A 26993-nucleotide genomic window follows, 5' to 3' on the forward strand; every position below is an offset into this window, starting at 1 on the left:
GAGTCGAAAAGCCGGACGGCTGACTACACGACTTGCGCCCCCTGCACCACCTTGGCCCGGCGTACCGACTGCTGCTGCCGGCTCATCTGCCGCTGTGCCTGGGCGACGGCACCCAGCACCTGTTGCGCCCACTGCCGATCATCTGGGCGCACCACCACCACGCGAAAGCCGTGACGCAGGCCTTCGATCTGCACCCCCTCGGAATCATCGACATGCAGGTCGATATCGAAGGCCGAAGGCAGCTTCGAAGGCGCATGCGACAGCCCACGGGCAGTCAGCGCATGCTTGTGGCGCACACTGTTCACCACACCGTCGACATGAATGCCATGCAGCATCAGCCAGCGGCGGATGTAGGCAGGCGTGCGCCCGGACGAGGTGTAGATCCACACGCTGCAATTCTGACGACGCAACTCGCGAATCAGCGAGCGGGTGCCAATGCGCAGCGGCTCGCCGAGCCAGCGGTGAATGAATGCCGGCAGCCTGCTCGGCTCGGCATCGCTATGCAGGGCCTGGCAAGCCAGGGTGTCGTCGATGTCGAAGGAAATACGCAGGCGCTGACGCTTGAGCGAAGCCAGCGGTACCAGACCTTTGAAGGTCTGCAGCGTCGGCAGGTCAGTGAGGCGGGACAGGCGGGCCGCAAATCGCTTGTTCATTGAGCCTCCCAGCGCTGTTCGGCGGCGAGCTTCTTCTCGCTGAGGAAAAACTTCTTGCGCTCCGGCGACTGGTCTTCCAGAAAGGCGGCGTATTTCTTCTTGATCTTGGGCAGTTCGTACAAGGCCTTGATACCGTGTTTGGCGGAGTTGCGGATCACCGAAGAAGGGTTGAAGTAGCCCTCGGCATTTTTCAGGGTCAGTACGAAAGGCGGTTGGCCGTCGCGCATCAACAGGTAGCTGACGATCAGCGAGCCGGTACGGTTGTTGCCCTCGATGAACAGCTGCGGCTTGCTGAGAATCCGCACATACACGCCGGCAGCACGCTTCCAGACCGAATCGCTGCGGTGTGCGCAATACCAGTTGAACACGTCCTTGATTCCTCCTTCGATGTTGTTGAAGAAGTGCGCTTCAGTGGCCGCCAGGTGCTGGGCGAACTCCTGCCGACGGGCCGCGTCCCGGCCACAGAGCACAGTGGCATTGAGCTCCAGCATCAGGTTCAGATTCTGCAGCTCGAACAGATCGATACCGCGGGCGACATAATCGTCAATCAGGGCATAGCCCTCAAGCACATTTTCCAGCACCTCGTCTGTCAGCGGATCACGCGGTTCGGTGAAGCGCCGGCTGAGCTCGGCAAAGCGGCTTTGCACCTCACGCAGTGCGTGCTCCACCGCTGGTAAATCAAGGCGACGCTTGGCAGGCATTGGCACTCCTGAAGGAAAAATCTTGCAACGACAAAACGGCCGAATAGCCGTTGGAGCGTCCCCGCTCAAAACGGCATTCGGCCTGCAACGAATTGCGGCGATTAGCTGAACTTGCCGCTGATGTAGTCCTCGGTCATTTTTTCTCGGGGGCTGCCGAATATCTGCCCCGTCGCGCCCATCTCGACCAGGTAACCGGTACGGGTGCCCTGAGAGATGTCTACCGAGAAGAACGCCGTGGTATCGGCTACCCGGATGGCCTGCTGCATGTTGTGGGTGACCAGGGCGATGGTGTAGTCCTTTTTCAACTCGACCATCAGTTCCTCGACCCGGCGTGTGGCGATCGGGTCGAGTGCCGAGCAGGGTTCGTCGAGCAGCAGCACCTCCGGCTCGGTCGCAATGGCACGGGCGATGCACAGGCGTTGCTGCTGGCCACCGGACAGCGACAGGCCGCTGGCCTTGAGCTTGTCCTTGACCTCATCCCACAGGGCAGCGCCTTGCAGGGCGTGCTTGACTCGGTCGCCCAGGTCGCCCTTGTAGCGATTGAGGCGCAGGCCGAACGCGACGTTGTCGAAAATGCTCATCGAGAACGGGTTGGGCTGCTGGAACACCATGCCGATGTAACGGCGCACCACCACCGGGTCGACGCCCTTGCCGTAGACATCCTGGCCGAGGAAGTGCACATGGCCCTCGAAACGGAAGCCCTTGATCAGGTCGTTCATGCGGTTGAGGCTGCGCAGCACGGTGCTCTTGCCGCAACCGGACGGGCCGATGAAGCCGGTGATCTTGTTCTTCTCGATCGGCACATGGCTGTCGCGCACGGCTAGGAAGTTGCCGTAGAAAATCTTGTCCAGCTTGCAGTCCATGACCACGGGGGCGTGGGTCTCGAACGGGGCGGCTATTTGTGCAGATAATTGGTTCACTATCAGAGTGCTCCGATTCTCAATACTTGGGCTTGCCGAAAATACGGCTGATCACATTCACCATGAGCACGATCAGCACCAGGACCAGCGAGGCGGCCCAGGCGAGTTCAAGCTGATTGTCGAACGGCATGCCGGAGAAGTTGTAGATGAGCACGGCAAGCGATGCCGTGGGATTCATCACGGCCAGTTCGCCGTCGTGATAGATCCAGTAGTTGCTGAACAACGCGGTAAACAACAACGGGGCGGTTTCGCCAGCGGCGCGGGCCACGGCCAGCATGACGCCAGTCAGGATCGCCGGCATGCCGGTCGGCAGGATGATCTTCCAGACCACCTGAGAGCGGGTGCAGCCCATACCGTAGGCGGCATCCCTCATGACCTTGGGCACCATCTTCATCGCTTCTTCGGCGGTCAGCACGACGATGGGCAGCATCAATACCGCCAGTGCCACGCCGCCGGCCGGTGCCGAGTAGGTGCCGGTGGTGACCACCACCAAGGCGTAGGCGAACACCCCGGCGAGAATCGATGGCAGCCCGGTGAGCATCTTGGCAGCGAAGCGCGCGACATTGGCGAGCCTGCTGTGTGGCCCCAGCTCGGCCAGGAAGATCGCCGCCAGGATGCCGACCGGCACGGCGATGGCCGCAGCGATGCCGACCATCACGAAGGTGCCTGCCATGGCGTTACCAAAGCCGCCACCGGTCTCGAAACCAGTCGGTGGCAGTTGGGTGAACACTTCCAGGCTGATGCGCGCGCCGCCACGGGTGATCAACATGTAGAGCACGGAGAGCAGCGGCACACTGGCCAGCAACGCAACGATCCAGACCACGCTGGTCAACATCAGGCTGCGCAGCGCGCGGCCCTCGAAGCGGCGTTGCAGGCTCGGCATTTCGGCGGTAGGAGCAGTCAGGTCAGTCATCACTTATTGCCCCGCTGGGCGTAGACCATCAGCATCGAGCCGATGATGTTGACGATCAGGGTGATCAGCATCAGCACCAGCGCGGCGTACATCAACACCTCGACCTCGCGCGGCCCTGCTTCCGGGAAGTTCAGCGCCAGCAGCGCCGCCAGGGTGTTGGCCGGGGCGAACAGCGACAGGGAAATGTTGTTGGCGTTACCGACCAGCATGGCCAGCGCCATGGTTTCACCCAGCGCGCGGCCAAGGCCGAGCACCAGAGAACCAAAGATGCCGGTCGCCGCGGATGGCACCATCACCTTGAGAATCGCTTCCCAGTGGGTGGTGCCCATGCCATAGGCGGCCTGCTTGGTCTTCATCGGTACGCTCGACAGCGCATCCTGGGATACCGCCGCGATGGTCGGCAGAATCATGATCGCCAGCACCAGCGCGGCAGGCAGTAGCCCCGGGCCGCTCAGCGAAGTGCCGAAAAAGGGAATCCAGCTCAGTTCGCTATGCAGCCAGGCGGTCAGCGGCCGGATGGCGGGGATCACCACGTAGATCCCCCACAGGCCGTAAACCACGCTGGGGATGGCCGCCAGCAGCTCGACGATGGTGCGAAACACCGAAGCGAGCTTGGCCGGCAGAAAATCCTGGGTCAGGAAGATGGCCATGCTGATGCCGAAGAAACCAGCGATCAACAGAGCGATAAAGGCGCTGTACAGCGTGCCCCAAATGGCCGGCAGAATGCCGTACTTGTTCTGATTGACATCCCAGACGGTGCCAAACAGTACATCGAAACCGTACTCCTGCATGCCGGGCAATGCCTTGCTACCGACTTCGAAAATCAGGGCGAAGACCACCGCCAGAATCAGAATCACGCCCACTCGGGAAAGTGCGCGGAAGGTGCGATCAACCAGAAAATCCTTGGTAGAAGGAGGCTGACAAGCAGAATCAGGATTGTCTGGAACAACGAAAGGGCTGGTCATTGGCTAATTCCGACGCATATGCACCGCTCTGTCGGCGTGGCGAACCACCCACGCCGCAGAGCTCGTGCGAGCATTACTGGATGTTGGCAGCTGCTTTGCGAACCTGATCGATGACCGATTGCGGCAGCGGGATGTAGCCCATCGAGTCAGCGATTTTCTGACCTTCGGTCAGGCTGTACTCAACCATCTCACGCAGGGCCTTGGCCTTGGCCGGGTTGCCGTTGTCCTTGCGGAAGATCATCCAGGTGTAGGTGGTGATCGGGTAGGACTTGGCACCGTCCGGGTCAGGCAGCCAGGCCACCAGGTTTTCCGGCATCTTCACGGCGGCGAGTGCTTCGGCACCGCTTTCCGCGTTCGGCACTACGTATTGACCGGCCTTGTTCTCCAGCACGGCGAAGTCGACCTTGGCCAGTTTGGCGAAGCCATACTCGATGTAGCCGATGGAGCCCGGGGTCTGGCGAACGGTAGCGGTCACGCCATCGTTTTTCGGCGACTTGATGAACCGGTCGCTGGCAGGCCAGTTGACCGTGTTGCCCTCGCCCAGCTCCTTGTTGAACTCGGCGTTGATGGCCGACAGGTGCTTGGTGAATACGGCAGTGGTACCGCTGGAGTCAGCGCGGACAACCACGGTGATCGGCAGGTCGGGCAGCTTCAGATCAGGGTTGGCAGCGACGATCTGCGGATCGTTCCACTGGGTGATCTTGCCCAGGAAGATGTTCGAGTAAACGTCGCGAGGCAATTTAACGCCCTGCGGGTTGCCTGGCAGGTTGTAGGCCAGAACGATCTCGCCCGCGGTCATCGGCAGCAGCTGTACGCCTTCGGCCACCTTGGCGATGTCTTCCTCTTTCATCGCCGAGTCACTGGCGGCGAAGTCGACGGTCTTGTTCAGGAAATCCTGTACACCGGCACCGCTACCCTTGGATTGGTAGTCAACGGTGACGCCGGGGGTTTTGCTGCTGAAGTCCTTGAACCAAGTCAGGTAGATCGGTGCAGGGAAGCTGGCACCAGAGCCGGTCAGTCGCACGCTTTCTGCAGCAAAAGACACCGAAGTGGCACAAAGAGAAACCGTTAAGGCGACAGCGGCAGACTTGATTAGCTTTTTCATCAGGGGACTCCTTGTGAGAGGGAGTCCGCACTTTGCAGCAATTCCATGAAGTTTTTGTGACAGCACCTGGCGAATAGCTAGCACCTCGGCTCTGGCGACCTTATCAAGAGGCGTCAGAGCAGAGCCAATCGCGTTGTGGCAGGGTGCGCGGCGGCGCTAATGCGTGTAATTGTCAGGTAACAAATTACGCCTATCGGTTGCCACGCCGCCCCCGCCTGCAGGCAGCTGGCAAGACGAAGGCGCGTCGCGACTGCCTCCCTCACCTGCTCGGCCAGAAACCGTGCGAAGGTGCTGAACCACCCGACCACCGAGCTGCCGCAGCGGCTACGCCGCGAGGATCATTCGCGCCCCCCGCTACCGCCAGAACGGCTCGGCCGCAGGGAATCGAGTGCGAAGCCCTGCCACGCGAGCATGAAAAAGCCCCGCCCAGGCGGTCACCTAGGCGGGGCTTTGAGCCTGCTGACTGAGGTCAGGCGCTAGCGCGGTAGCTGCCATCACGGCCACGACGGGCCCACATCATCTTGGCGGCAGTCGGGTTGATCGGCGCACCGGTAAAGGTCGGCAGGCTGCGATCGATCCACTGTGCACCCTGCCCCTTCCAGTTGATTTCACCGCTGATCAGCTTGCTGTCACGCATGATCTCGTGCAGCAGTGCCTGGACGCGGGTCTCGCAGAAAACGGTCTGACGGTCGATGGCTTTCACGAAAGCCACTTCACCATCCTTGCGCAACGTCATCAGCAACATCCCATCGGGGCGCTTCTTGAAATCGATGGCGTAGTCCGGGAGGTTTTCGATCAGGTGCTGGATGGCGTATTGCATGGCTCGTACCCTCTGAGTGGTGTTCCTTATGAGAGGGATATTGCAGACTGCATGCCAGCTATTGATAAAAACTAAGCCATTGATTTAAAACAACTATTTTCCAATAAAAAATTAATGAACTATGCATCCTGCACGGTAGCCAGATTCTGGTCGTGCAAGATGCAATACTGAATGCGAGGGGGATTGATCTATAGAGAGACAATTCCCCGAGAAGTGCCCTGCCACCCGACACAAGGTATGCCCATGGCCCAGCCCACCCTGATCATCATCGACATGCAGCGCGGCATGCTCGAGCCTGCAGCAGGTGAACGCAACAACCCCGATGCACCGGCGCGTATTGGCGAAATCCTGCTGGCATGGCGGCTGACCGGCGCGGCGGTGGTGCATGTACGCCATATATCCCGCTCAACAGGCTCGTTGTTCGCGCCAGGCCAGGCCAGCGTGGAATTCCAGCCCGCGCTGCTGCCGCTGCCAAGTGAGCATGTTGTCGAGAAGAACGTGCCGGATGCGTTCATCAACTCCGGGCTGGAGCGCTGGCTGCGCGTGCGCGATATCCAGTCGCTGGTGATCGTCGGTGTGAGCACCAACAATTCAGTGGAAGCAACCGCACGTACGGCGGGTAACCTGGGCTTCAGCACCTACGTGGTCGCCGATGGCTGCTTTACCTTCGCCAAGAACGACTACAACGGCGTGCTGCGCAGCGCCGATGAGGTACATGCCATGGCGCTGGCCAACCTGCACGACGAATACGCGCAGGTAATAAACAGCAGCGCCGCGCTGGCACTGCTCGAGCACGCGTAAAACGATAAGGCGGCCATGCCGGCCGCCTCGCTAAGCCACGGTTAGAAGCGCGGCTTGAGCGCTTTCCAGCTCGGGTCGTACTTCTGCATCTGGGTCACGTCGTTGCGTGAGCGGATGCCGCAGGTCAGGTACTGGTCATTGAGCTTGGCCAACTGATCGTAATCCAGCTCGACGCCCAGGCCAGGGGCCCGGGTGAGTTGCACGCAGCCATCGACGATCGGCAGCTTGCCGCCCGTGATCACCTCTTCATCCGGTTCCTGCCACGGGTAGTGGGTGTCGCAGGCGTAGGACAGGTTCGGCACCGCGGCCGCCACGTGAGTCATGGCCATCAGGCTGATGCCCAGGTGCGAGTTGGAGTGCATCGATACACCCAGGCCGAAGGTGTCGCACATGCGCGCCAGGATCTGCGTGTCACGCAGGCCGCCCCAGTAATGGTGGTCGGCGAGCACGATCTGCACGCTGTTCAGCGCCACGCTGCGGCGGAACTCGTCAAAGTCGGTGACCACCATGTTGGTCGCCAGGGGGATGCCGGTGCGCTTGTGCACTTCGGCCATGCCTTCCAGCCCCGGGCAGGGGTCTTCGTAGTATTCCAGGTCATCGCCCATCAGCTCGGCCATGCGCAGCGAGGTTGCCACCGACCAGTTGCCGTTCGGGTCGATACGCAGCGGCGCCTCCGGGAAGGCCTGGCGCAGCGCCTTGATGCACGCCACCTCATGCTCGGGGCCGAGCAAGGTGCCGGCCTTGAGCTTGATGCTCTTGAAGCCGTTCTCTTCGATCATGGTGCGTGCCTGGGCGACCATCTGCTCGGGGCTGATGCCCTCGCCCCAGCGATCCGGCTTGTAGGGCGACCCCACGTGCTCGGCGTACTTGAGAAACAGGTAGGCGCTGAACGGCACGCGATCACGCACCGCGCCGCCGAGCAGATCCACCAGGGGCATGCCCAGCGAACGTGCCTGGAGGTCGAGAAAGGCCACCTCGAAGGCCGAATAGGCGTTGGCCACCTGCTTGCTGGGATGCGAGCCCGGCGCCAGCTCGGCGCCGGCGGTGCCAGGTTTCAGCGCGGCGACCGTCTTCACCACCCGGGCCCGCAGGCCGTTGAGGTCGAAGGGATCCAGGCCAACCAGCGACGCCTGCATGGCCTGCAGCACACTGAGCACCGGTGCATCGCCGTAGCTCTCGCCAAGGCCGATGTAGCCGTTGTCGCTTTCCACTTCGATGATCGACCGCAGCGCATAGGGTTCGTGGATGCCGCTGGCGTTGAGCAGCGGGGCATCGCGAAAGGCGATAGGCGTGACGCGTACCTGTTTGATCTTCACTGTTGGTAATCCTCGACATGGCGCAGAGACGGTAGCTGGGGCGCTCGATCAGGCAGCGATCGCGACACTGTCGATACCAGGCCGCATCGAGCCGTTCAGCGGTGCCCCATTAACGGATGCGCCGATCATTACGCGACGCATTGATCCCGTCTAATCTATATTGGCACTCGATTGATACCTGGATTAGATCAATGTTCGAACTCGCCCAGCTGCGCTGCTTTACCACCGTAGCCACCGAACTCAACTTTCGCCGCGCCGCGGAACGGCTGAACATGACCCAGCCACCGCTGAGCCGGCAGATCCAGCTGCTCGAACACAGCCTTGGCGTCGAGCTGTTCACCCGCAGCACCCGCAGCGTGGCGCTCACTGCCGCCGGCCGGGCGTTTTTCATCGAGGCGCAGAACCTGCTGGAACGTGCGCACCAGGCCGCCGCCTCGGCGCGGCGCTTCGCGGCGGGGGATATCGGCTCGGTGAGCATCAGTTTCGTCGGCAGTGCGGTGTACGAATTCCTGCCCAGGGTGATCGCCGAGGCGCGGCTCAATCAGCCCCAGGTGAAGATTTCCCTGAGCGAGATGAACACCCACCAGCAACACGAGGCGCTGCGCACCCGGCGCATCGACCTGGGCATCGTGCGCCAGCCGCTGCTGCAGGCCGGCTACGAGAATGAGTGCCTGGTGCGCGAGCCCTTCGTACTGGCCATTCCCCGCCAGCACCCGCTGGCGGGCGCTGGCGAAGTCGGCGTCCGGGATCTGGATGGCGCGCCCTTCCTGATGTACGCCCACGCCGCCTACCCGCCCTTCAACGAACTGCTGACCGGCATGTTCCGCTCCGCCGGCGTGGCGCCGGAATACGTGCAATGGCTGGGTTCGTCATTGACCATTCTGGCGCTGGTCAACGCCGGCATGGGCCTGGCCCTGGTGCCGCGCTGCGCCACCAATGTGGTGTTCAAGGAGGTGACATTCCGCGACATCGACCTGGGCGAAGGCATTCAGAGCGAGCTGCACCTGACCTGGCGCAGCCACAACGACAACCCCGCCTGCCTGATGCTGCTCGACGCGATTCGGGCGGCGGTGGCGGCCGAGGTGCACTGAGGTGCTGCACTGCTCGCTGCACTGCTCAATGCAGGCCGGCGCGCCATGTTGTGGGACTTAGGAAATGTGGGAGCGCGCCATGCGCGCGAACTCCCATCTATAAGCTGGCCCAGTTGGATGAACATGCAGCAGTACCGAGTCGATACAACTGCCTTTCGCGGGCATGGCCCGCTCCCACAAACATGGATAACCCGAGCCTCGGCTGCAGCACTCGCCCCTGCAAACAAAAGCGATGAGAAGCGCTAAAAGCCTACCGACTCAGACCCACTGATCGTTACGCTTGCGGCGCAGGCGGAACATGGTCGGCAGGATCAACCCGGCCAGCAAACCGGCGCCGGCGATGCTGCCGCCGTAGACCATGTAGCGCATCAGCACCTGCTTCTGCTCGTCGCCCAGTTGCGCCTGGGCCTCGCGCAGCTCGGAGCGGGCCTGATTGAGTTCGATATCCAGGGCGCTGCGGTTGGCTTCGAGTTCGTCGATCAGCTTCTTGCGCGTATCCAGCGTCTCCTGCATGCCCTGCACGCGGGTTTCCCAGGTCTCGTTGATGTTCTTGAGTTCGGTGCTCAGCTCGGTCACCTTCTTCTCCAGCGCTGGCAGGCGCTCGGCCTGGCCGGGCACCTCCTGCAGGTCGCTGTTGGGGATCCACACCGCGTCGCCGTTCTCGCCACGCACCTGGCTGTAGTCGCCCTGGGTGCGCAGCAGTTGCACGCGGGTACCGGAGCTGAGGGTGCCGACGATGCGATAGCCCTCGGTCGGGCCGCTGCGCACGTAGGTATTGAGGCTGTCACTGACCCAGCGCACGTTGTCGCTGGCCTGCTGGGCATGGGCCGGCGCGGCGATCAGCAACAGGCCGGATAGAAGGCAAGTCCCCAGCACACGAAGCTGCGGCAGGGAAAGGGATGCAGTAAAAGGGCGGGCTAGGGACATAAAAACCATCTTCACTCGGCGGTGGAACACAATGCGACGCAGCGCGCGAATGCCGGCCAGGCGAATTGTTGTACCGGTGGGTAGAGGCGCGAAAGTGGCGCAACGCCATGCCTGCCACCGGTTTGGCCGACTGCTGAAAGACCGCAGCAGATCGGTCGGGTTCCTCAGCGGCCGGTAGATTGACCGCTCAGCGGCAGCTGATCGGCCCGCCGCCAGCGCTTGCCTACTTGCCTATGGCCAGGCGCTGTTCGCCGGCCGCAAGGCGCCCATGCCACAGGGCGAGTATCAAGGCCAGCGCCGGAAATGCCGCCCCAGCCAGCGCCGCGCCCGGCCAGCCGAAGTTCTCGTAGATCGGGCTGGCGATGGCCGAACCGCTGGCGCCGCCGACGAAGATACTGGTCATGTACAGCGCATTGAGCCGCGCCTTGCTGTTCTGCTCCAGGGCATAGACGTCACGCTGGCCGAGCACCATGTTCAGTTGCACGGCGAAATCCAGCAGCACCGCACACAGCACCAGGCCGAGCACGCCAGCCAGCGGCCCGGCCAGGGTCAGCATGAACGCCAGCGGGGCCAGCACCAGCGCCACCAGGGTGGCGCGGCGGGTATGGCCGGCATCGGCCAGCCGCCCGGCAATCGGCGCGGCGATGGCACCGATGGCGCCGACCAGGGCGAACAGCGCGACGTGGGTCTGGGTGAAGCCGTAATGGCGCACCAGCTCCATCGGCGCCACCGTCCAGAACAGGCTGAACGAGGCGAACATCAAGCCCTGGTACAACGCCCGCTGGCGCAGCGTCGAGTAGCGGCGCAGCAGGCTGAACAGCGACAACAGCAGGTGCCCGTAATGGCCGCGGTTATCCGGCGCATGGCGGGGAATGGTGGTGGCGATCACCACCAGGATGCCGAGCATCAGCGCCGCCGCCATGAAGTACACCGCCCGCCAGCCGAAGTATTCGGCGACCAGGCTGGCCACCGGCCGTGCCAGCAGGATGCCCAGCAGCAGGCCGGCCATGATGTTGCCCACCACCCGGCCGCGGGTCGCTTCCGAGGCCAGGTGGGCGGCCAGGGGGATCAGCATCTGCACCGACACCGAACTCAGGCCGATCAGCAGCGACAGGCCGAGAAAGATCCCCGGTGCGCTCGAGAAACCGGCTGCCAACAGGCAGGCCATCGCCGCCAGGGTGGTCAGCAGCATCAGCCGTCGGTTCTCCAGCAGATCGGCCAGTGGCACCAGAAACAGCAGGCCGACGGCATAGCCGATCTGGGTCAACGAGACGATCAGGCTGGCCTGATGCATCGACAGCCCGACAGCGGGCGCGATCAGCTCGATGATCGGCTGGGCGTAGTAGAGGTTGGCGACGATGGCGCCGCAGCAAAAGGCGAACAGCAGCACCAGCGCCGGCGAAAGGCTGTGGGGCTGGTTGGATGTGGATGTACTCATGATTACCTCGCGATAAGCCGACCTGCACGGCGGCTCGTCGGAACAGGACACGGGTGGGATGCCCCCGATGCCAGGGCGTCACCAGCACGAGGCTGGCGGCCTGGGTGAAGCAAGGTTACGGGCCCTGGTACCAGCGGAGAATCCACCTGCCACGCAACGCAGCGTTGCGCCAGGTCGAACGCTACCCGCTCTCAGCCCGCAAGCAGCTCACGTAAGAACTCGACGAACGCGGCCACCCGGCGCGAGCCACGCTGATTGGGCAGGTAGAGCACGCTGATGGCGCCGCTCGCCGAGCCCGGGCTGATGTCGTAAGGCTCGAGCAGCCGCAGCAGTCGACCACCGGCGACATCGTCACGCACCAGCCAGTCGGCCAGCAGCGCCACGCCCTGCCCGGCCAGCGCCGCCTCACGCAGCACGTCGGCATTGTTGCTCTGCAAACGGCCGCGCACTGCCACCTGTTGCACTTCACCGGCAGCGTTGAACTGCCAGCGCTGACTGGCCGTGCCGTAATCGAAGCGCAGGCACTGGTGGTCGAGCAACGCCTGCGGCTCATCGATTGGCAGGCTTTGCGCGAGATATTCCGGGCTGGCCACCAGCCAACGATTGAACGCGCCGAGCCGAACGCTCACCACATCATCACTGACCACCGCGCTGCCCAGCCGCACGGCAACGTCCACTCCCGCGCCAAGCAAATCGACCACCTCGTCGCTCAGGCGCAGATTGAGCTCCAGCTCAGGATGCAGCGCGAACAACCGGCCCAACTGCGGTGCGATCACCCGCCGGCCGAACTCCACCGGCACGCTGACATTCAGCCGCCCGCGTGCCTGGCTGCCGGCGTCACACACCGCCGCATCGGCCTCCGCCAGCGCCTCGAGAATCGCCACGGCACGCTCGAAGTAGGCCTGCCCAGCCTCGGTCACGCCAACCTGGCGGGTACTGCGGTTGAGCAGCACGCTCTGCAGCTCCGACTCCAGGCTGCTGACCAGCCGCGTCACCGACGAGGTCGCCACACCCAGCGAGCGCCCCGCCGCGGAAAACCCACCCGTGCGCACGGTTTCCACAAAGGCCTGCAAGGCCAGCAGTTTGTCCATCAACGGTTCTCCAGGCGTGACTGGCAGTGACTCTAGCGCAAGTCCGCCAGCCGGCATTGCATATGCGTGGTCTGCCACAGGGGGTCGTCTTCCACGTCGGTGACCGTGAAGCCCTGTTTTTCCCAGAAGCGGATGGCGCCTGGCAGAAAGGGATGGGTATGCAGGTAAAGTACCTCCACGCCCTGGCTGATGGCGTGCTCGCGCAACTCGCTGCACAGCCTCGCGGCCAGGCCGGAGCGCCTGAAGGCAGGGGCCACGAACAGCCGCACGATCTCCACCGTGTGCACCCCCCGGTAGTCGAACTGGGCGAAACGGTGGTCGTAGGGCAGGTAGCCGACGGCGGCGACGATCTGCCCCGCACAGCGCGCCAGCCAGAAGGCGCCCGCCTCGCCCTGCTCATACACCTGGGCGAAGCGCTGCAGGTCGGCCGGCAGCACGGGGCTGTCGAGCATCGGGAACATTTCCGCGCGGGCCGCCATCACGAAGCCAATCGCCTCGTCGCTATCCTCGCCCGTGGCCCGGGTTATCTGTACGCAAGCGCTATTCATCATGGGGCCGCAAGCTACTCGCTCATTCGCCTGAAAAGGGCCGGCAACATAACGCGCACGCCTGGCGCCGCACAACCGATGCCAGCCGTGAAGGCAGTGCGCGGCACCAATGGCTCGCCAGCGTGTCAGTGCAAGCCTGGCGACGGCAACCGGCGCGACATTTATCCTTGAGCCCCGCCGCCGTTCTCGTTATAAGTCCCGCTACTTTTCCAAGGGCCATCAGGCAGACCATGAGCCAAGCTGATCTCCTCGACCAAGACCCCGTGTTCCAGCTCAAAGGCAGCATGCTGGCCATCACCGTGATGGAGCTGGCGCACAACGACCTCTCCCGCCTCGACCTGCAACTCGCCGAGAAGGTCGCCCAGGCGCCCAACTTCTTCAGCAACACGCCGCTGGTATTGGCCCTGGACAAACTGCCGCGCGAGGAAGGTGATCTCGACCTCGGCGAGCTCATGGCCCTGTGCCGCCAGCACGGCCTGCGCACCCTGGCCGTGCGCGCCGGCCGCGAGGAACACATCGCCGCCGCCAACGCCCTGGACCTGCCGGTGTTGCCGCCCTCCGGCGCCCGCGAGCGGGTCATCGACCCGGCGCCCAAACCGGTCGAGCCGCCCAAGCCGGTGGAGCCCGAGGTCAAGCCGACCCGCGTCATCACCACCCCGGTGCGCGGTGGCCAGCAGATCTACGCCCAGGGCTGCGACCTGGTGATTCTGGCCCCGGTGAGTGCCGGCGCGGAACTTCTCGCCGATGGCAACATCCATGTCTACGCCCCAATGCGTGGTCGGGCATTGGCCGGCGTCAAGGGCAACCGGCAAGCGCGGATTTTCTGCCAGCAGATGGGCGCCGAAATGCTCTCCATCGCCGGCCAGTACAAGGTTGCCGAAGACCTGCGCCGCGACCCGAACTGGGGCCGTGCCGTGCAAGTCAGCCTGATGGGCGACGTGTTGAACATCACCCGTCTTTAACGGATACTGCCCGGCACTTTTAACTGTCACACAGGGCCCTCGAACGCCTCTGGGCGGGCTGTCAAAACAATCACCGGCAAGCATCTACCAGCGGTTGGTAGCAATGCCCCGCCGCAGCGATTCTTTCGACAGACCGCCAATCGCGTCAGGCTTCTGCTTTTTAGTCATTTTTAGGGTGAATCACCTTGGCCAAGATCCTCGTAGTCACTTCCGGCAAAGGTGGCGTCGGTAAAACCACCACCAGCGCTGCCATCGGTACCGGCCTCGCCTTGCGCGGCCACAAGACCGTCATCGTCGACTTCGACGTCGGTCTGCGTAACCTCGACCTGATCATGGGCTGCGAACGCCGCGTGGTGTACGACTTCGTCAACGTCGTCAACGGCGAAGCGACCCTCACCCAGGCCCTGATCAAGGACAAGCGCCTCGAGAACCTCTACGTGCTGGCCGCCAGCCAGACCCGTGACAAGGACGCGCTGACCCAGGAAGGCGTCGAGAAGGTCATCAACGAGCTGCGCGAAAACTTCGAATACGTGGTCTGCGACTCGCCGGCCGGTATCGAGAAAGGCGCCCACCTGGCCATGTACTTCGCCGACGAAGCCATCGTGGTCACCAACCCGGAAGTTTCCTCGGTTCGTGACTCCGACCGCATGCTCGGCCTGCTGGCCAGCAAATCGCGTCGCGCCGAACAGGGCGGCGACCCGATCAAGGAACACCTGCTGCTGACCCGCTACAACCCGGAGCGCGTCACCAAGGGTGAGATGCTCGGCGTGGAAGACGTCGAGGAAATCCTCGCTATCCGTCTGCTCGGCGTGATCCCGGAATCCCAGGCAGTGCTCAAGGCCTCCAACCAGGGCGTGCCGGTGATCCTCGATGACCAGAGCGACGCCGGCCAGGCGTACAGCGATGCCGTCGATCGCCTGCTCGGCAAGGAAGTGGCGCACCGCTTCCTTGATGTGAAGAAGCAGGGCTTCCTGCAACGTCTGTTTGGAGGTCGAGAATGAATATTTTTGACTTCTTGCGTTCGCGCAAGAAGGAAGCCACCGCCTCCATCGCCAAAGAGCGCCTGCAGATCATCGTTGCCCACGAACGTGGCCAGCGTACCCAGCCCGACTACCTGCCTGCGCTGCAGCAGGAACTGGTCGAGGTGATCCGCAAGTACGTCAACATCGATTCGGATCAGGTGCAGGTCGCCCTGGAAAATCAGGGTAGCTGCTCGATTCTGGAGCTGAACATCACCCTGCCCGACCGCTGATCAATTCTTTCCTCAGCACTGTAGGATGGGTGAGCAGCGCCTGGTGGTGATCGTCAGTTCACCATCGCACCCTGAGCGCTGCGTAACCCATCAGGCGATGCCGGAAACGGTATCGACCGCTGCGTAATCAGCACCACGAATGGCGGCCTCGATGGCCGCTTTTCGTTTTTAAAGCCCAACCAAAAGAACGCCCATGCCGCTCAGCCAAATCGAAATCGTCCACCAGGATGCCGCCCTGCTGGTGATCAACAAGCCCACCCTGCTGCTCTCGGTGCCCGGCCGTGCCGACGACAACAAGGATTGCCTGGTCACCCGCCTGCAGGAAAACGGCTACCCGGAAGCACGCATCGTGCATCGCCTGGATTGGGAAACCTCGGGGCTGATCGTATTGGCCCGGGATGCCGACAGCCACCGCGAGCTGTCGCGCCAGTTCCACGACCGCGAGACCGAAAAGGCCTACACCGCGCTGTGCTGGGGCTCGCCCGAAGGCGACAGCGGCAGCATCGACCTGCCACTGCGCTACGACCCACCCACCAAGCCGCGCCACGTGGTCGACCATGAACAGGGCAAGCACGCCCTGACCTTCTGGCGCGTGCTCGAACGGCACGCCGAGCACGCCCGCGTCGAGCTGACACCGATCACCGGCCGCTCCCACCAGTTGCGCGTACACATGCTGTCCATCGGTCACCCGCTGCTCGGCGACGGCCTGTATGCCCACGAACAAGCCCTGGCCGCCTACCCGCGCCTGTGCCTGCACGCCAGCATGCTCAGCCTGAGCCACCCGCAAAGCGGCGAACGCCTGCGCTTCGAGTGCCCGGCGCCGTTCTGACGGCTCAAGCGTTAATCCCGCCTGGTAGCCCGGTTCGGAGGGTAGCGAAGCCCGAGAACAGCTCCTGGGTATCGCTTCGCTCAACCACAGGCTACGAACTGATCACTGCTCTGGTCGCCCGGCGTGGAGCGTAGCGAAATCCAGGCACAACGCCCCGGTATCGCCTCGACATCCGCAGGCTACGGACACCGAGAACCGGCATGGCAACGGCAGCGCTTATGAAGGACAATGCCACCCCGCCAAGCGATGGCCGCCTCGTGCCGATAACAAATCGCCCGCGTACCGGATAGCCCACCTCCGACCCCGCATCCAAGGAAACTTGCATGGCCCTGCCCTGCCCGCGTTTCGCCTCGACTCTGCTCGCCCTGGCGCTGAGCCCGACCTTCTGCTGGGCCGCCGAGCCGGCCATGGTGCTCGACGCCACCACCATCGAGGAGCAGGCCAGCGACGGCTACCGGGCGCGCAGCGCCGCAGTGGGCGGCTTCAACGAAGCCGAGCTGCTCGACACCCCGGCCGCGGTGACGGTGGTCAGCCGGCAACTGATCGACGACCAGCAGGCACGCCTGCTCAGCGACGTGCTGAGCAACGACGCCTCGGTGGGCGAGGCCTATGCCCCCATCGGCTACTACGAGAACTTCGTGGTGCGCGGCTTTTCCCTGAACGCCGCCAACAGCTACCGGCTCAACGGCCGCAGCCTGGTGGGCGAGCAGAACGTGGCGCTGGAGAACAAGCAGCAGGTCGAGCTGCTCAAGGGGCTGTCCGGCCTGCAGAGCGGCGTGAGCGAACCGGGCGGGCTGATCAACTACGTGACCAAGCGCGCCGAGAACGTGCGCTCGCTGAGCGTGGCCAGCAACCAGGACGGCGAGCGCTACCTGGCCGCCGACCTTGGCCACTGGTTTGGCGCCGAGCAGCAGCTGGGCCTGCGCCTGAACCTGGCCCACGAGGATATCCGCTCGTTCGTCGAGCACGCCGACGGCAAGCGCGACTTCATTTCCCTGGCGCTGGACTGGAACCTTTCGCCAAACGCCACCCTGCAGCTGGACGCCGACTACCAGACCCGCGAACAGCACTCGGTGCCGGGCTATCAACTGCTCGGCGGCACCCAGGTGCCAAGCGGCATCGACCCGGACAAGCGCCTTGGCCACCAGCGCTGGAGCAAGCCGGTGGGCATCGATTCGCTGAACCTGGGCGGGCGCTTCGAGTACCGCTTCGATGACGACTGGAAAGCCGCCATCGATGCTTCGCGCAGCCAAGTGGTAATCGACGACTACAGTAGTTTCCCGTATGGCTGCAGCCCGGACTCCGGGTGCAGCGATTGGCTTGCCCACTTCAGCCCCGAAGGCGGCTACGACATCTACGACTACCGCAGCCCGGACGATACCCGTCGCCACGACGAACTGCAGGCTACCCTCGCCGGCGCCTTCACCACCGGCACGCTGGGACATGAGCTGACCGTGGGCAGCAGCGCACTGCGCCGCACCGTGGACCGACGCGAGGCGGTCAACGTACCCATTGGCTTCGGCAATATCCATGACGACCCAGCCGAATTCGCCCCCACCGACGTGCCGCTCAACCCCAGGCAGCGCCGCCTGGACAGCCGCCAGTACGGCCTGTTCTTCAGCGACCGCATCAGCTTCGACGAACACTGGCAGATGCTGCTCGGCGGGCGACAGGTACGCCTGATCGAGGAAGCCTTCACCAGCAGCGGCGTCAGCAACCGCCGTACCCGGCGCAGTGAATTCCTGCCCAACGCCGCGCTGCTTTATAAGCCCCAGGCCGATACCACCCTCTATATAAGCTACAGCAAGGGCCTGTCACTGGGCGGCGAGGCGCCATGGTTCACCACCAACAGCGGTGAAACCCTCGCGCCTACCACGTCGCGCCAGCTGGAAGCCGGCTTCAAGCGCGACTGGCAGGGCCTGAGCCTGGGCGCGGCACTGTTCCGCATCGACCAGGCGCTGCAATACAGCCGCCCCGACGACAACGGCGAGCTGACCTACGTGCAGCAGGGCAAGCAGCGCAATATCGGCCTGGAGCTCAATGCCAGCGGCCAGGCCACCGACAACCTGCAACTGTCCGCCAGCACCGCCTTCATCCGCGCCCGGGCCATCGACAGCGGCAGCGAAGCCTACGAAGGCCACCAGGCGGTCAACGTGCCCAAGGTGCGCGCCAGCCTGGCCGCCGACTATCAGATACCCGGCATCCAGGGCCTGTCGCTGCTCGGCGGCCTGCAGTACAGCGCCAGCAAGTACGCCGATCCGAGCGGCACGGTAAAGGTCGGTGATTACACGGTGTTCAATCTGGGCAGCCGCTACACCACGCGCATCGAAGGCCATGAGACGGTGCTGCGTTTGAGCGTCGACAACCTGTTCGACAAACGCTACTGGCGCGACACCGGCGCCTATCAGGGTGACGGCTACCTGTTCCCGGGGGATCCGCGTACGGCGCGCCTGTCTGCCACGGTGAGTTTCTGATCACCACATCAGGTGGGAGCGGGTCATGCCCGAGATTTTCGCGGGCATGGCCCGCTCCCACAGGTTCCCACAGACCATAGGCAGCCCTGCTCACTGGCTGCCAGCAGACGCCCAGGGACCATCGCCCGCTCGATGCCGTGCCGTGGACGCAAACCGCCAGCGAGCACGAGGTGCTCTACCAGCACCGCGGCGCGCCTTGCAGAAACGCGCACCGATCCGTCCTTGAGCGACCAACGGTCGTGCCCGACAGCCCGAAACCGGGCACTCGAGTCGTGATGGCACTTTGATCTGAAAGTTCCGTAAAAAACCCCATATGTTGTGTTTCTGTGAACCCGTGGAACGTGCGCGCCGCTGCCCTAAAAAAAACTGCCTGCGACATAAATGCCCAGGTTCGCGCGAGCGCCAGCAACCATGGGCATTTGCGCCACTTACCCCGCTTTAACCCACAGATTTATCCACAGCCCGAAGGGCTTGCCTTGGCGCCCACACCGCACTATCTTGTATCCCCAGTTCACCAGACCCCTATATGTTGGGTTTCTGGCCAAAACGGACCAAGCACAGATGTGCTGAAAAAGTCCATGCCCCCGAGCCTTTTTTGCCAGGGCCGAGGCAAACCGAGATACCCCGGCCGCGAACGAGCCTATCGTTCGCGACCAACGCGACACCAGACGCTGCGCCTGTAACCGCCACCACTACATCTAGTGGCCACACGCAGCAGGAAGCACCAGTAAACGCCAGGGATGAAGCGTTCCGGCATCGAACAGTACCGACCGCAGCCGAGGCAAACCTCGAGCGGTCCATCACCGCCTTTTTGCAACACCCTGCTGCCAGCCTCGTGCAGGCACAGGCTTTGTCGATTGGAATGAACGCCAGGTACCACGTCGATCAGCACCACAACGCTTCGCCCCGAAAATTTCATTGCTCATGGAGACCTTCATGCATACCGACACCACTCGTGAGAACCCTCAGGCCAACGCGCCTCAGGGCGACGCCCCTCAGGATCTGGCCGCTACCGCGCCGGGCCAACTGCGTGTGATCAAGCGTAACGGCACCGTGGTGCCGTACACCGGTGACAAGATCACCGTCGCGATCACCAAGGCGTTTCTCGCTGTGGAAGGCGGCAATGCCGCTGCTTCGTCGCGTATCCATGACACCGTGGCGCGCCTCACCGAGCAGGTCACCGCGACCTTCAAGCGCCGCATGCCCTCGGGCGGCACCATCCATATCGAAGAGATCCAGGACCAGGTCGAACTGGCCCTGATGCGCTCCGGCGAACAGAAAGTCGCCCGCGACTACGTGATCTACCGCGAAGCCCAGGCCAACAAGCGCAAGACCAGCGACGCCGCCGACGGCATCGCCGAGCCGCACCCGAGCATCCGCGTGACCCTGGCTGACGGCAGCCTGGCACCGCTGGACATGGGCCGCCTCAACACCATCGTCACCGAAGCCTGCGAAGGCCTGCTGGAAGTCGACGGCGCGCTGATCCAGAAAGAAACCCTGAAGAACCTCTACGACGGCGTTGCCCAGAAAGACGTCAACACCGCCCTGGTGATGACCTCGCGCACACTGGTCGAGCGTGAGCCGAACTACAGCTACGTCACCGCCCGCCTGCTGATGGATAACATCCGCGCCGAAGGCCTGAGCTTCCTCAACGTCGCCGCCAGCGCCACCCACCACGAGATGGCCGAGCTGTACGCCAAGGCCCTGCCCGCCTACGTCGAAGCCGGCGTCGAGTTCGAACTGCTCGACCCGAAACTGAAAACCTACGACCTGGAAAAACTCGGCAAGGCGATCAACCACGAGCGCGACCAGCAGTTCACCTACCTGGGCCTGCAGACCCTGTACGACCGTTACTTCATCCACAAGGATGGCGTGCGTTTCGAACTGCCTCAGGTGTTCTTCATGCGCGTGGCCATGGGCCTGGCCATCGAAGAGCCGAACAACCGCGAAGACCGCGCCATCGAGTTCTACAACCTGCTGTCGTCGTTCGACTACATGGCGTCCACGCCGACCCTGTTCAACGCCGGCACCCTGCGTCCGCAGCTGTCCAGCTGCTACCTGACCACCGTTCCGGACGACCTGGGCGGCATCTACGACGCCATCCGCGATAACGCCCTGCTGAGCAAGTTCGCCGGCGGCCTGGGCAACGACTGGACCCCGGTTCGCTCGCTGGGCGCCTACATCAAGGGCACCAACGGCAAGTCCCAGGGCGTGGTGCCGTTCCTCAAGGTGGTCAACGACACCGCCGTAGCGGTCAACCAGGGCGGCAAGCGCAAAGGCGCCGTGTGTGCCTACCTGGAAACCTGGCACCTGGACATCGAAGAGTTCATCGAGCTGCGCAAGAACACCGGTGATGACCGTCGTCGTACCCACGACATGAACACCGCCAACTGGATCCCGGACCTGTTCATGAAGCGCGTCTTCGACGACGGCAAGTGGACCCTGTTCTCGCCAAGCGAAGTACCGGATCTGCACGACCTGACCGGCAAGGCCTTCGAAGAGCGCTACGAGTACTACGAAGCCCTGACCGAGTACCCAGGCAAGGTCAAGCTGTTCAAGACCATCCAGGCCAAGGACCTGTGGCGCAAGATGCTCTCGATGCTGTTCGAGACCGGCCACCCATGGCTGACCTTCAAGGACCCATGCAACCTGCGCAGCCCGCAGCAGCACGTGGGCGTGGTACACAGCTCCAACCTGTGCACCGAGATCACCCTGAACACCAACAAGGACGAGATCGCCGTCTGCAACCTGGGCTCGGTCAACCTGCCGAACCACATCGTCGACGGCAAGCTGGACACCGCCAAGCTGGCGCGCACCGTGAAAACCGCAGTACGCATGCTCGATAACGTCATCGACATCAACTACTACTCGGTACCCCAGGCGCGCAACTCCAACTTCAAGCACCGTCCGGTCGGCCTGGGCATCATGGGCTTCCAGGACGCGCTGTACCTGCAGCACATCCCGTACGGCTCCGATGCCGCGGTCGACTTCGCCGACAAGTCCATGGAAGCGGTCAGCTACTACGCCATCCAGGCGTCCTGTGACCTGGCCGACGAGCGTGGCGCCTACGAAACCTTCCAGGGTTCGCTGTGGAGCAAGGGCATCCTGCCGCTGGATTCCCAGCAGATCCTCATCGAGGCCCGTGGCCAGAAGTACATCGACGTCGACCTGAACGAAACCCTCGACTGGGCACCGGTACGGGCTCGCGTACAGAAAGGCATTCGTAACTCGAACATCATGGCCATCGCGCCGACCGCGACCATCGCCAACATCACCGGCGTATCGCAGTCCATCGAGCCGACCTACCAGAACCTGTACGTGAAATCGAACCTGTCGGGCGAATTCACCGTGATCAACCCCTACCTGGTTCGCGACCTCAAGGCGCGCGGCCTGTGGGACTCGGTGATGATCAACGACCTCAAGTACTACGACGGCTCCGTGCAGCAGATCGAGCGCATCCCGCAGGAACTCAAAGACCTGTACGCCACTGCCTTCGAAGTCGACACCAAGTGGATCGTCGATGCTGCCAGCCGTCGCCAGAAGTGGATCGACCAGGCGCAATCGCTCAACCTGTACATCGCTGGCGCCTCGGGCAAGAAGCTCGACGTGACCTACCGCATGGCCTGGTACCGTGGCCTGAAAACCACCTACTACCTCCGTGCCCTGGCCGCGACCAGCACCGAGAAGTCCACCATCAACACCGGCAAGCTCAACGCCGTGTCCAGTGGTGGCGACCAGGGCCTCAGCGCAGCACCTGCTGCCGCGCCGGCCACCCAGGCCTCCCCTGGCCCGGCTCCGGTTCCGAAGGCCTGCGCCATCGACGAGCCGGATTGCGAAGCCTGCCAGTAATGGCCCAGCCGGCTGCAGCTGCTGCAGCCGGCCCACATAACCCAAGAGCCGGGCTATAGCCCGGCCTCTGATAATCAGCCGTAGCGCTCTGCGTGCACCGCGAGCCACCGACGATTAGCCACTATCCACACAGGCCGGCTTTCACGCCGGCCCTCTAGCAGGAGCCAAACCATGCTGAGCTGGGATGAATTCGACAAGGAAGACGGCGCTGAAGCTGCCGCTCCGAAACAGTCTGCCGCACAAGCCGCTGCCGACATGAGCCTGGACAAGCTCAATCAGGTCGGTGGCAACGCCGCCCTCGAAGCCCGCGCCATCGACGCCAATGACTCCGACGCCATCGCCCGGGCCAAGAAAGCCCTGAACGACCTCGACATCCAGGAAGGCCTGGACGAGCTCGAAGGCACCTCCGCACGCGTGGAAGTCGGCGACAAGCAGATGATCAACGCCCGCGCCGACCTCAACCAGCTCGTACCCTTCAAGTACGACTGGGCCTGGCAGAAGTATCTGGATGGTTGCGCCAACCACTGGATGCCGCAGGAAGTGAACATGAACGCCGACATCGCGCTGTGGAAATCCACAGACGGTCTCAGCGAAGACGAGCGCCGCATCGTCATGCGCAACCTGGGCTTCTTCTCCACCGCCGACAGCCTGGTTGCCAACAACCTGGTGCTGGCCGTGTACCGCCTGATCACCAACCCCGAGTGCCGCCAGTACATCCTGCGCCAGGCCTTCGAGGAAGCGATCCACACCCACGCCTACCAGTACTGCATCGAATCGCTGGGCATGGATGAAGGCGAGATCTTCAACATGTACCACGAGATCCCGAGCGTCGCGAAGAAAGCCTCCTGGGGCCTCAAGTACACCCGCTCGATCTCCGATCCGAAGTTCGAGACCGGCACCCCGGAAACCGATCGCCAGTTCCTCAAGAACCTGATCGCCTACTACTGCGTACTCGAAGGCATCTTCTTCTACTGCGGCTTCACCCAGATCCTCTCCATGGGCCGCCGCAACAAGATGACCGGCACCGCCGAGCAGTTCCAGTACATCCTGCGTGACGAGTCCATGCACCTGAACTTCGGTATCGACGTGATCAACCAGATCAAGATCGAAAACCCGAGCCTGTGGGACGCGCAGATGAAAGACGAAGCGACCCAGATGATTCTGCAGGGCGCCCAGCTGGAAATCGAATACGCCCGCGACACCATGCCCCGCGGCGTACTCGGCATGAACGCGGCGATGATGGAGGACTACCTCAAATTCATCGCCAACCGCCGCCTGACCCAGATCGGCCTGAAAGAAGAATACCCAGGCGCCAGCAACCCGTTCCCGTGGATGAGCGAGATCATGGACCTGAAGAAAGAGAAAAACTTCTTCGAAACCCGCGTGATCGAGTATCAGACTGGTGGGGCGTTGAGCTGGGATTGATGGCTCGCTGACATCAGAGTAGATTGACCCTACACCTGCCATGGATGTTGGGGTTGAAGCTTAATAAAAAGCCCCGCCTAGTGCGGGGCTTTTTATTAAGCCCTGATTAATAGAATTAATAAAAGTGCTAATCTCATGCCTTCAAAGCAAAATCCATTCTCACTCTACGATTTTCTCGGCTATTTGATACCAGGCGCACTATTAATATACATAGCATTTGGCTTAAATGACCTATTCTACCAATTGAGCTATATAAATAAGCTTTCTGTATTTTTCAGATCAACACAAGGAATAATGCCACTTATCATATTCTCCTATATGGCAGGACATATAATTGGCATAGTATCCTCCTACACAATCGAAAACGCGTATGTAGACCGATATGGATATCCCTCAAGGCAAATCCTTAGCTCAACATATAAACAAGTTAAAAAAGAAAAATTAAAGCTATTCAAAGAAAGTCCTTTCACATTCCTATCAACCTACTTAGCAGAAAAAACTATCCGCATACTCATCAGAAGCGATATCTTTAAAGCCAAAACACTCGAAAGCCAACTAGACAACATTACACTCAAAAAAATAAAGCACTACTTTATTAAGAACCACAAATGCGACGATATTGAATCCCTAATAAACTCAGAGTACTTTCATCACATATATCATTACTGCGTAGAAAATAGCTCGGCACATTTATCAAAAATCCAGAACTATGTAGCACTATATGGACTATTCAGAAACACAGCTTTTGTAGCACTCCTAACAGCCTGGGCATTTATATTTGAAACGTCAAAAAATCTCGCAGTGAGCATTTATAGATACAAATCACTTCCAGACTTCAGCCCTACTTATTTATTACTAGGGGCAGCTTCATTTTTATGCTTCTCAATTTTATACCTAGGGTTTTCAAAATTTTATAGAAGATATACCTCTGAAGTTTTCCTTGCTTTCTGCATTACATATCAGTACGAAAAAAATGAAAGGCAAAGCCTTAGAGCTCAAATATCAGGAAGTAATTAGAGGAAAAGAGGCAGATTCACTTTCTCTGCGGTCCTCTTCTACCGTTTTCGCCCTTACGGCGAGTCACTTTCTCTTTGCTCGCGCGAAAGAGAAAGTAACCAAAGAGAAAGCGCGCCCGACATCCGAGTTTCGCTGCGCGAAACTTCCCTCGCTCCGGCACTGTTCCGAGGGTCGTCACGGTGGGCCATCCCTGGCCCATCGTTCCTCGTTTGGCATCCATGCCAAACGCCCCTCTCCACAGCACCTCCACTCGGCCTCCTGACGGGATTCGGGGATCGCGGTGTCTGAGTGTTATGTGGAAGGCAGAGCAACAAGCTGTAAGCGCGCCATTTTTGGCACAGCGTTGCGCGACGTTTGGCACAGCCTTAACAGTCGCGCCTGATGCCGTTTCGCGGTTTGTTTGGCATAAGTGACCGGCTCCGCTAGCCTTAAATGGCTTTTGGCCATGCAGGCCGATCACAAGGAAAGCCAGATGGAATTTTTCAAAGATGGTGATGAGGCCCAACGTCTGTTGTATCGGACGACGGGCTCATGGAAAAGGATTCAAAACCAGTTGCAAGAGATCGCCGAATATTGGCCCGGTCTGTGCGAACGGTTACCAGGCATTCATACGAAGGTCACACCAGCCACGACAGCTCGGTGGCGAATGAACGGTGAGACACTTGGGAAGAAATTCACCGTCACTGCGACCCCGCTGAGCTATGGCGCAGGCGATCAGCAGAAGCTGTTTGCGCAGCTCGTGCTTGCTGTCGCCCACCCGGTCGAGGAAGAGATGGCTATTGTCTCAAGCGTCCTCATGGACAGCGCGGGCGCTTTCTACACCTTGCCTGAGCGGGTTGTACTAGGCAATGAAGGCGATGAGGCTTCCTATCACTTGCTTTTCAGCATAATCAACCAAGTGCTGGCTGCTGACGCTGCTGCCATCTAGGTTCTGCAGCAGCTTTGGCATGAAAACCGCCCCTTAAAGGGGCGGTAATCGTAGATGCTCCTGCAGCTACTCTCTGAATCAACTGCCTTGTAATTAGCCTAGATCTCCCGGGCGAACCTTCCCGGCTTCTCTCAACTGCTCCGCCCAGTTGTAAAGCTCGCTCGCCCGGTTGTACTCAGCCTGGCTTTCTGGCGGCAACCGCTTAATCAGCAAGTAGCCCGTACTACCATCGCAATGGTGGATGAAAAAGGCGTCATCCACCCTACGTAGGGCAACTGTGGTGGTGATGTCGGATGTAGGGTGGACAACGCGAAGCTTGTCCACCATGGTGAAAACACCCGCACGTTCAAGGATGAACCGCCATGCCCGATTACCGTCGCGCCCGTGTTCCCGGCGCTACTTACTTCTTTACCGTCAATCTGCGTGACCGCACCAGCGACCTACTGATCCGCGAGATCGACCTGCTGCGCGAAACGGTTCGTGCGACCAAAGCTCGCCATCCTTTCCATATTGATGCCTGGGTCTTGCTGCCCGAGCATATGCATTGCCTATGGACATTGCCACCCGGTGATGCGGACTTCGCCTTGCGCTGGAAAGTCATCAAATTTGCCTTCGCCAAGCGTCTGCCAGTCACTGAAACCCGCACCGTCAACCAACAACGGCGGCGCGAGCGCGGTATCTGGCAACGGCGTTACTGGGAGCATCTGATCCGTGATGAACGGGATTACCAACGCCACTTCGATTACATCCACATCAACCCACTGAAACATGGCTATGTGGAGCGGCTGGAGGACTGGCCGTATTCGAGTTTTCACCGGGCAGTGGCGATAAGCGTCTATCCCGCGGGCTGGTGTGTAGAGCCCGAGCGGACGGGCCACAATTACGGCGAGTGAGGAGTTTGACGTTATATCGCGATGGTGGATGAAAAAAGCGTCATCCACCCTACGTGACTGGGTTTACACAGCTAG

The 26993-nt window shown here is 61.6% G+C and carries 24 protein-coding genes; 12 read left to right on the forward strand and 12 right to left on the reverse strand.

The window, feature by feature from the left end; translation table 11 throughout:
- Positions 1-23: 23 nt before the first annotated feature.
- The 7 genes from QYS36_RS13405 to QYS36_RS13435 all read right to left on the reverse strand — a co-directional run bounded on the left by QYS36_RS13405 (position 24) and on the right by QYS36_RS13435 (position 6077).
- A complete protein-coding gene (locus QYS36_RS13405; RefSeq protein WP_308839946.1) occupies positions 24-653 on the reverse strand; it encodes a hypothetical protein in 630 nt (209 codons plus the stop codon).
- On the reverse strand, positions 650-1354 hold the full coding sequence (locus tag QYS36_RS13410; RefSeq protein WP_308839947.1) for a hypothetical protein: 705 nt from the start codon (positions 1352-1354) through the stop codon (positions 650-652). The genes QYS36_RS13405 and QYS36_RS13410 overlap by 4 nt, the downstream gene beginning before the upstream one ends.
- Before the next feature lie 101 nt (positions 1355-1455).
- The gene (pstB, locus tag QYS36_RS13415) at positions 1456-2217 is read right to left on the reverse strand and encodes a phosphate ABC transporter ATP-binding protein PstB (protein WP_308839971.1); all 762 of its coding nucleotides are present in this window, start codon (positions 2215-2217) and stop codon (positions 1456-1458) included.
- A gap of 76 nt (positions 2218-2293) precedes the next feature.
- Positions 2294-3187 (reverse strand): phosphate ABC transporter permease PstA, encoded by an 894-nt coding sequence (gene pstA / locus QYS36_RS13420; protein WP_308839948.1) that lies wholly within the window; start codon positions 3185-3187, stop codon positions 2294-2296.
- The gene (pstC, locus tag QYS36_RS13425) at positions 3187-4152 is read right to left on the reverse strand and encodes a phosphate ABC transporter permease subunit PstC (protein ID WP_308839949.1); all 966 of its coding nucleotides are present in this window, start codon (positions 4150-4152) and stop codon (positions 3187-3189) included. The genes pstA and pstC overlap by 1 nt, the downstream gene beginning before the upstream one ends.
- 73 nt (positions 4153-4225) lie before the next feature.
- Positions 4226-5257, reverse strand: coding sequence for a phosphate ABC transporter substrate-binding protein PstS (gene pstS / locus QYS36_RS13430; RefSeq protein WP_308839950.1), 1032 nt, complete (start codon positions 5255-5257; stop codon positions 4226-4228).
- Between the two features lie 469 nt (positions 5258-5726).
- Positions 5727-6077 (reverse strand): hypothetical protein, encoded by a 351-nt coding sequence (locus QYS36_RS13435; RefSeq protein ID WP_308839951.1) that lies wholly within the window; start codon positions 6075-6077, stop codon positions 5727-5729.
- A 243-nt stretch (positions 6078-6320) separates the two neighbouring features.
- Between QYS36_RS13435 and QYS36_RS13440 the strand changes: the two genes are divergently transcribed.
- Positions 6321-6878 (forward strand): cysteine hydrolase family protein, encoded by a 558-nt coding sequence (locus QYS36_RS13440; protein WP_374990453.1) that lies wholly within the window; start codon positions 6321-6323, stop codon positions 6876-6878.
- A 41-nt stretch (positions 6879-6919) separates the two neighbouring features.
- Here the strand turns inward: QYS36_RS13440 and QYS36_RS13445 are convergent, their stop codons facing one another.
- Positions 6920-8194 carry a glucarate dehydratase family protein gene (locus tag QYS36_RS13445; RefSeq protein WP_308839953.1) on the reverse strand — a complete coding sequence of 425 codons (1275 nt, stop codon included), beginning with the start codon at positions 8192-8194 and terminating at the stop codon, positions 6920-6922.
- Between the two features lie 191 nt (positions 8195-8385).
- Here QYS36_RS13445 and QYS36_RS13450 point away from each other — a divergent pair, with 191 nt between their 5' ends.
- Positions 8386-9285, forward strand: a complete 900-nt coding sequence (locus QYS36_RS13450) for a LysR family transcriptional regulator (protein WP_308839954.1) — start codon at positions 8386-8388, stop codon at positions 9283-9285.
- A 258-nt stretch (positions 9286-9543) separates the two neighbouring features.
- Here the strand turns inward: QYS36_RS13450 and QYS36_RS13455 are convergent, their stop codons facing one another.
- The 4 genes from QYS36_RS13455 to QYS36_RS13470 form a co-directional block, all read right to left on the reverse strand.
- Complete coding sequence (locus QYS36_RS13455) at positions 9544-10212, reverse strand: TIGR04211 family SH3 domain-containing protein (protein ID WP_308839955.1); 669 nt, start codon at positions 10210-10212, stop codon at positions 9544-9546.
- A gap of 223 nt (positions 10213-10435) precedes the next feature.
- Entirely contained in the window at positions 10436-11650 is a 1215-nt protein-coding gene (locus QYS36_RS13460) for an MFS transporter (protein WP_308839956.1), read from the reverse strand.
- A gap of 191 nt (positions 11651-11841) precedes the next feature.
- On the reverse strand, positions 11842-12741 hold the full coding sequence (locus tag QYS36_RS13465) for a LysR family transcriptional regulator (RefSeq protein ID WP_308839957.1): 900 nt from the start codon (positions 12739-12741) through the stop codon (positions 11842-11844).
- A 32-nt stretch (positions 12742-12773) separates the two neighbouring features.
- Positions 12774-13289: a GNAT family N-acetyltransferase gene (locus QYS36_RS13470; protein WP_308839972.1), complete on the reverse strand. Its 516-nt coding sequence runs from the start codon at positions 13287-13289 to the stop codon at positions 12774-12776.
- A 230-nt stretch (positions 13290-13519) separates the two neighbouring features.
- Here QYS36_RS13470 and minC point away from each other — a divergent pair, with 230 nt between their 5' ends.
- From minC to QYS36_RS13520, 10 genes are all read left to right on the forward strand, one after another.
- Positions 13520-14251 carry a septum site-determining protein MinC gene (gene minC / locus QYS36_RS13475; RefSeq protein ID WP_308839958.1) on the forward strand — a complete coding sequence of 244 codons (732 nt, stop codon included), beginning with the start codon at positions 13520-13522 and terminating at the stop codon, positions 14249-14251.
- Between the two features lie 185 nt (positions 14252-14436).
- Positions 14437-15252, forward strand: a complete 816-nt coding sequence (gene minD, locus QYS36_RS13480) for a septum site-determining protein MinD (RefSeq protein WP_070883882.1) — start codon at positions 14437-14439, stop codon at positions 15250-15252.
- Positions 15249-15503 (forward strand): cell division topological specificity factor MinE, encoded by a 255-nt coding sequence (gene minE, locus QYS36_RS13485; RefSeq protein WP_070883881.1) that lies wholly within the window; start codon positions 15249-15251, stop codon positions 15501-15503. The genes minD and minE overlap by 4 nt, the downstream gene beginning before the upstream one ends.
- Before the next feature lie 193 nt (positions 15504-15696).
- The gene (locus QYS36_RS13490) at positions 15697-16332 is read left to right on the forward strand and encodes an RluA family pseudouridine synthase (protein ID WP_308839959.1); all 636 of its coding nucleotides are present in this window, start codon (positions 15697-15699) and stop codon (positions 16330-16332) included.
- Positions 16333-16655: 323 nt separating this feature from the next.
- On the forward strand, positions 16656-18806 hold the full coding sequence (locus QYS36_RS13495; protein ID WP_374990454.1) for a TonB-dependent siderophore receptor: 2151 nt from the start codon (positions 16656-16658) through the stop codon (positions 18804-18806).
- 936 nt (positions 18807-19742) lie between these two features.
- On the forward strand, positions 19743-22655 hold the full coding sequence (locus QYS36_RS13500) for a ribonucleoside-diphosphate reductase subunit alpha (protein WP_308839960.1): 2913 nt from the start codon (positions 19743-19745) through the stop codon (positions 22653-22655).
- A gap of 171 nt (positions 22656-22826) precedes the next feature.
- Positions 22827-24080: a ribonucleotide-diphosphate reductase subunit beta gene (locus QYS36_RS13505; protein WP_111463471.1), complete on the forward strand. Its 1254-nt coding sequence runs from the start codon at positions 22827-22829 to the stop codon at positions 24078-24080.
- 135 nt (positions 24081-24215) lie between these two features.
- Entirely contained in the window at positions 24216-25097 is an 882-nt protein-coding gene (locus QYS36_RS13510) for a hypothetical protein (RefSeq protein WP_308839961.1), read from the forward strand.
- Between the two features lie 472 nt (positions 25098-25569).
- The gene (locus QYS36_RS13515; protein ID WP_308839962.1) at positions 25570-26025 is read left to right on the forward strand and encodes a hypothetical protein; all 456 of its coding nucleotides are present in this window, start codon (positions 25570-25572) and stop codon (positions 26023-26025) included.
- A gap of 362 nt (positions 26026-26387) precedes the next feature.
- Positions 26388-26918, forward strand: coding sequence for a transposase (locus QYS36_RS13520; RefSeq protein WP_308839963.1), 531 nt, complete (start codon positions 26388-26390; stop codon positions 26916-26918).
- The last annotated feature ends 75 nt before the right edge of the window (positions 26919-26993 follow it).

Origin of the sequence: Pseudomonas sp. G34 (assembly GCF_031119625.1) — a bacterium.
In the GTDB taxonomy this organism is placed as follows: Bacteria; Pseudomonadota; Gammaproteobacteria; order Pseudomonadales; family Pseudomonadaceae; genus Aquipseudomonas.

Coding starts and splice junctions, on each gene's coding strand:
- QYS36_RS13405 (WP_308839946.1), bottom strand. CDS start 653: ATGAACAAGCGATTTGCGGCCCGCCTGTCCCGCCTCACTGACCTGCCG.
- QYS36_RS13410 (WP_308839947.1), bottom strand. CDS start 1,354: ATGCCTGCCAAGCGTCGCCTTGATTTACCAGCGGTGGAGCACGCACTG.
- pstB (WP_308839971.1), bottom strand. CDS start 2,217: ATGGACTGCAAGCTGGACAAGATTTTCTACGGCAACTTCCTAGCCGTG.
- pstA (WP_308839948.1), bottom strand. CDS start 3,187: ATGACTGACCTGACTGCTCCTACCGCCGAAATGCCGAGCCTGCAACGC.
- pstC (WP_308839949.1), bottom strand. CDS start 4,152: ATGACCAGCCCTTTCGTTGTTCCAGACAATCCTGATTCTGCTTGTCAG.
- pstS (WP_308839950.1), bottom strand. CDS start 5,257: ATGAAAAAGCTAATCAAGTCTGCCGCTGTCGCCTTAACGGTTTCTCTT.
- QYS36_RS13435 (WP_308839951.1), bottom strand. CDS start 6,077: ATGCAATACGCCATCCAGCACCTGATCGAAAACCTCCCGGACTACGCC.
- QYS36_RS13440 (WP_374990453.1), top strand. CDS start 6,321: ATGGCCCAGCCCACCCTGATCATCATCGACATGCAGCGCGGCATGCTC.
- QYS36_RS13450 (WP_308839954.1), top strand. CDS start 8,386: ATGTTCGAACTCGCCCAGCTGCGCTGCTTTACCACCGTAGCCACCGAA.
- QYS36_RS13455 (WP_308839955.1), bottom strand. CDS start 10,212: ATGTCCCTAGCCCGCCCTTTTACTGCATCCCTTTCCCTGCCGCAGCTT.
- QYS36_RS13460 (WP_308839956.1), bottom strand. CDS start 11,650: ATGAGTACATCCACATCCAACCAGCCCCACAGCCTTTCGCCGGCGCTG.
- QYS36_RS13465 (WP_308839957.1), bottom strand. CDS start 12,741: ATGGACAAACTGCTGGCCTTGCAGGCCTTTGTGGAAACCGTGCGCACG.
- QYS36_RS13470 (WP_308839972.1), bottom strand. CDS start 13,289: ATGAATAGCGCTTGCGTACAGATAACCCGGGCCACGGGCGAGGATAGC.
- minC (WP_308839958.1), top strand. CDS start 13,520: ATGAGCCAAGCTGATCTCCTCGACCAAGACCCCGTGTTCCAGCTCAAA.
- minE (WP_070883881.1), top strand. CDS start 15,249: ATGAATATTTTTGACTTCTTGCGTTCGCGCAAGAAGGAAGCCACCGCC.
- QYS36_RS13490 (WP_308839959.1), top strand. CDS start 15,697: ATGCCGCTCAGCCAAATCGAAATCGTCCACCAGGATGCCGCCCTGCTG.
- QYS36_RS13495 (WP_374990454.1), top strand. CDS start 16,656: ATGGCCCTGCCCTGCCCGCGTTTCGCCTCGACTCTGCTCGCCCTGGCG.
- QYS36_RS13500 (WP_308839960.1), top strand. CDS start 19,743: ATGCATACCGACACCACTCGTGAGAACCCTCAGGCCAACGCGCCTCAG.
- QYS36_RS13505 (WP_111463471.1), top strand. CDS start 22,827: ATGCTGAGCTGGGATGAATTCGACAAGGAAGACGGCGCTGAAGCTGCC.
- QYS36_RS13510 (WP_308839961.1), top strand. CDS start 24,216: ATGCCTTCAAAGCAAAATCCATTCTCACTCTACGATTTTCTCGGCTAT.
- QYS36_RS13515 (WP_308839962.1), top strand. CDS start 25,570: ATGGAATTTTTCAAAGATGGTGATGAGGCCCAACGTCTGTTGTATCGG.
- QYS36_RS13520 (WP_308839963.1), top strand. CDS start 26,388: ATGCCCGATTACCGTCGCGCCCGTGTTCCCGGCGCTACTTACTTCTTT.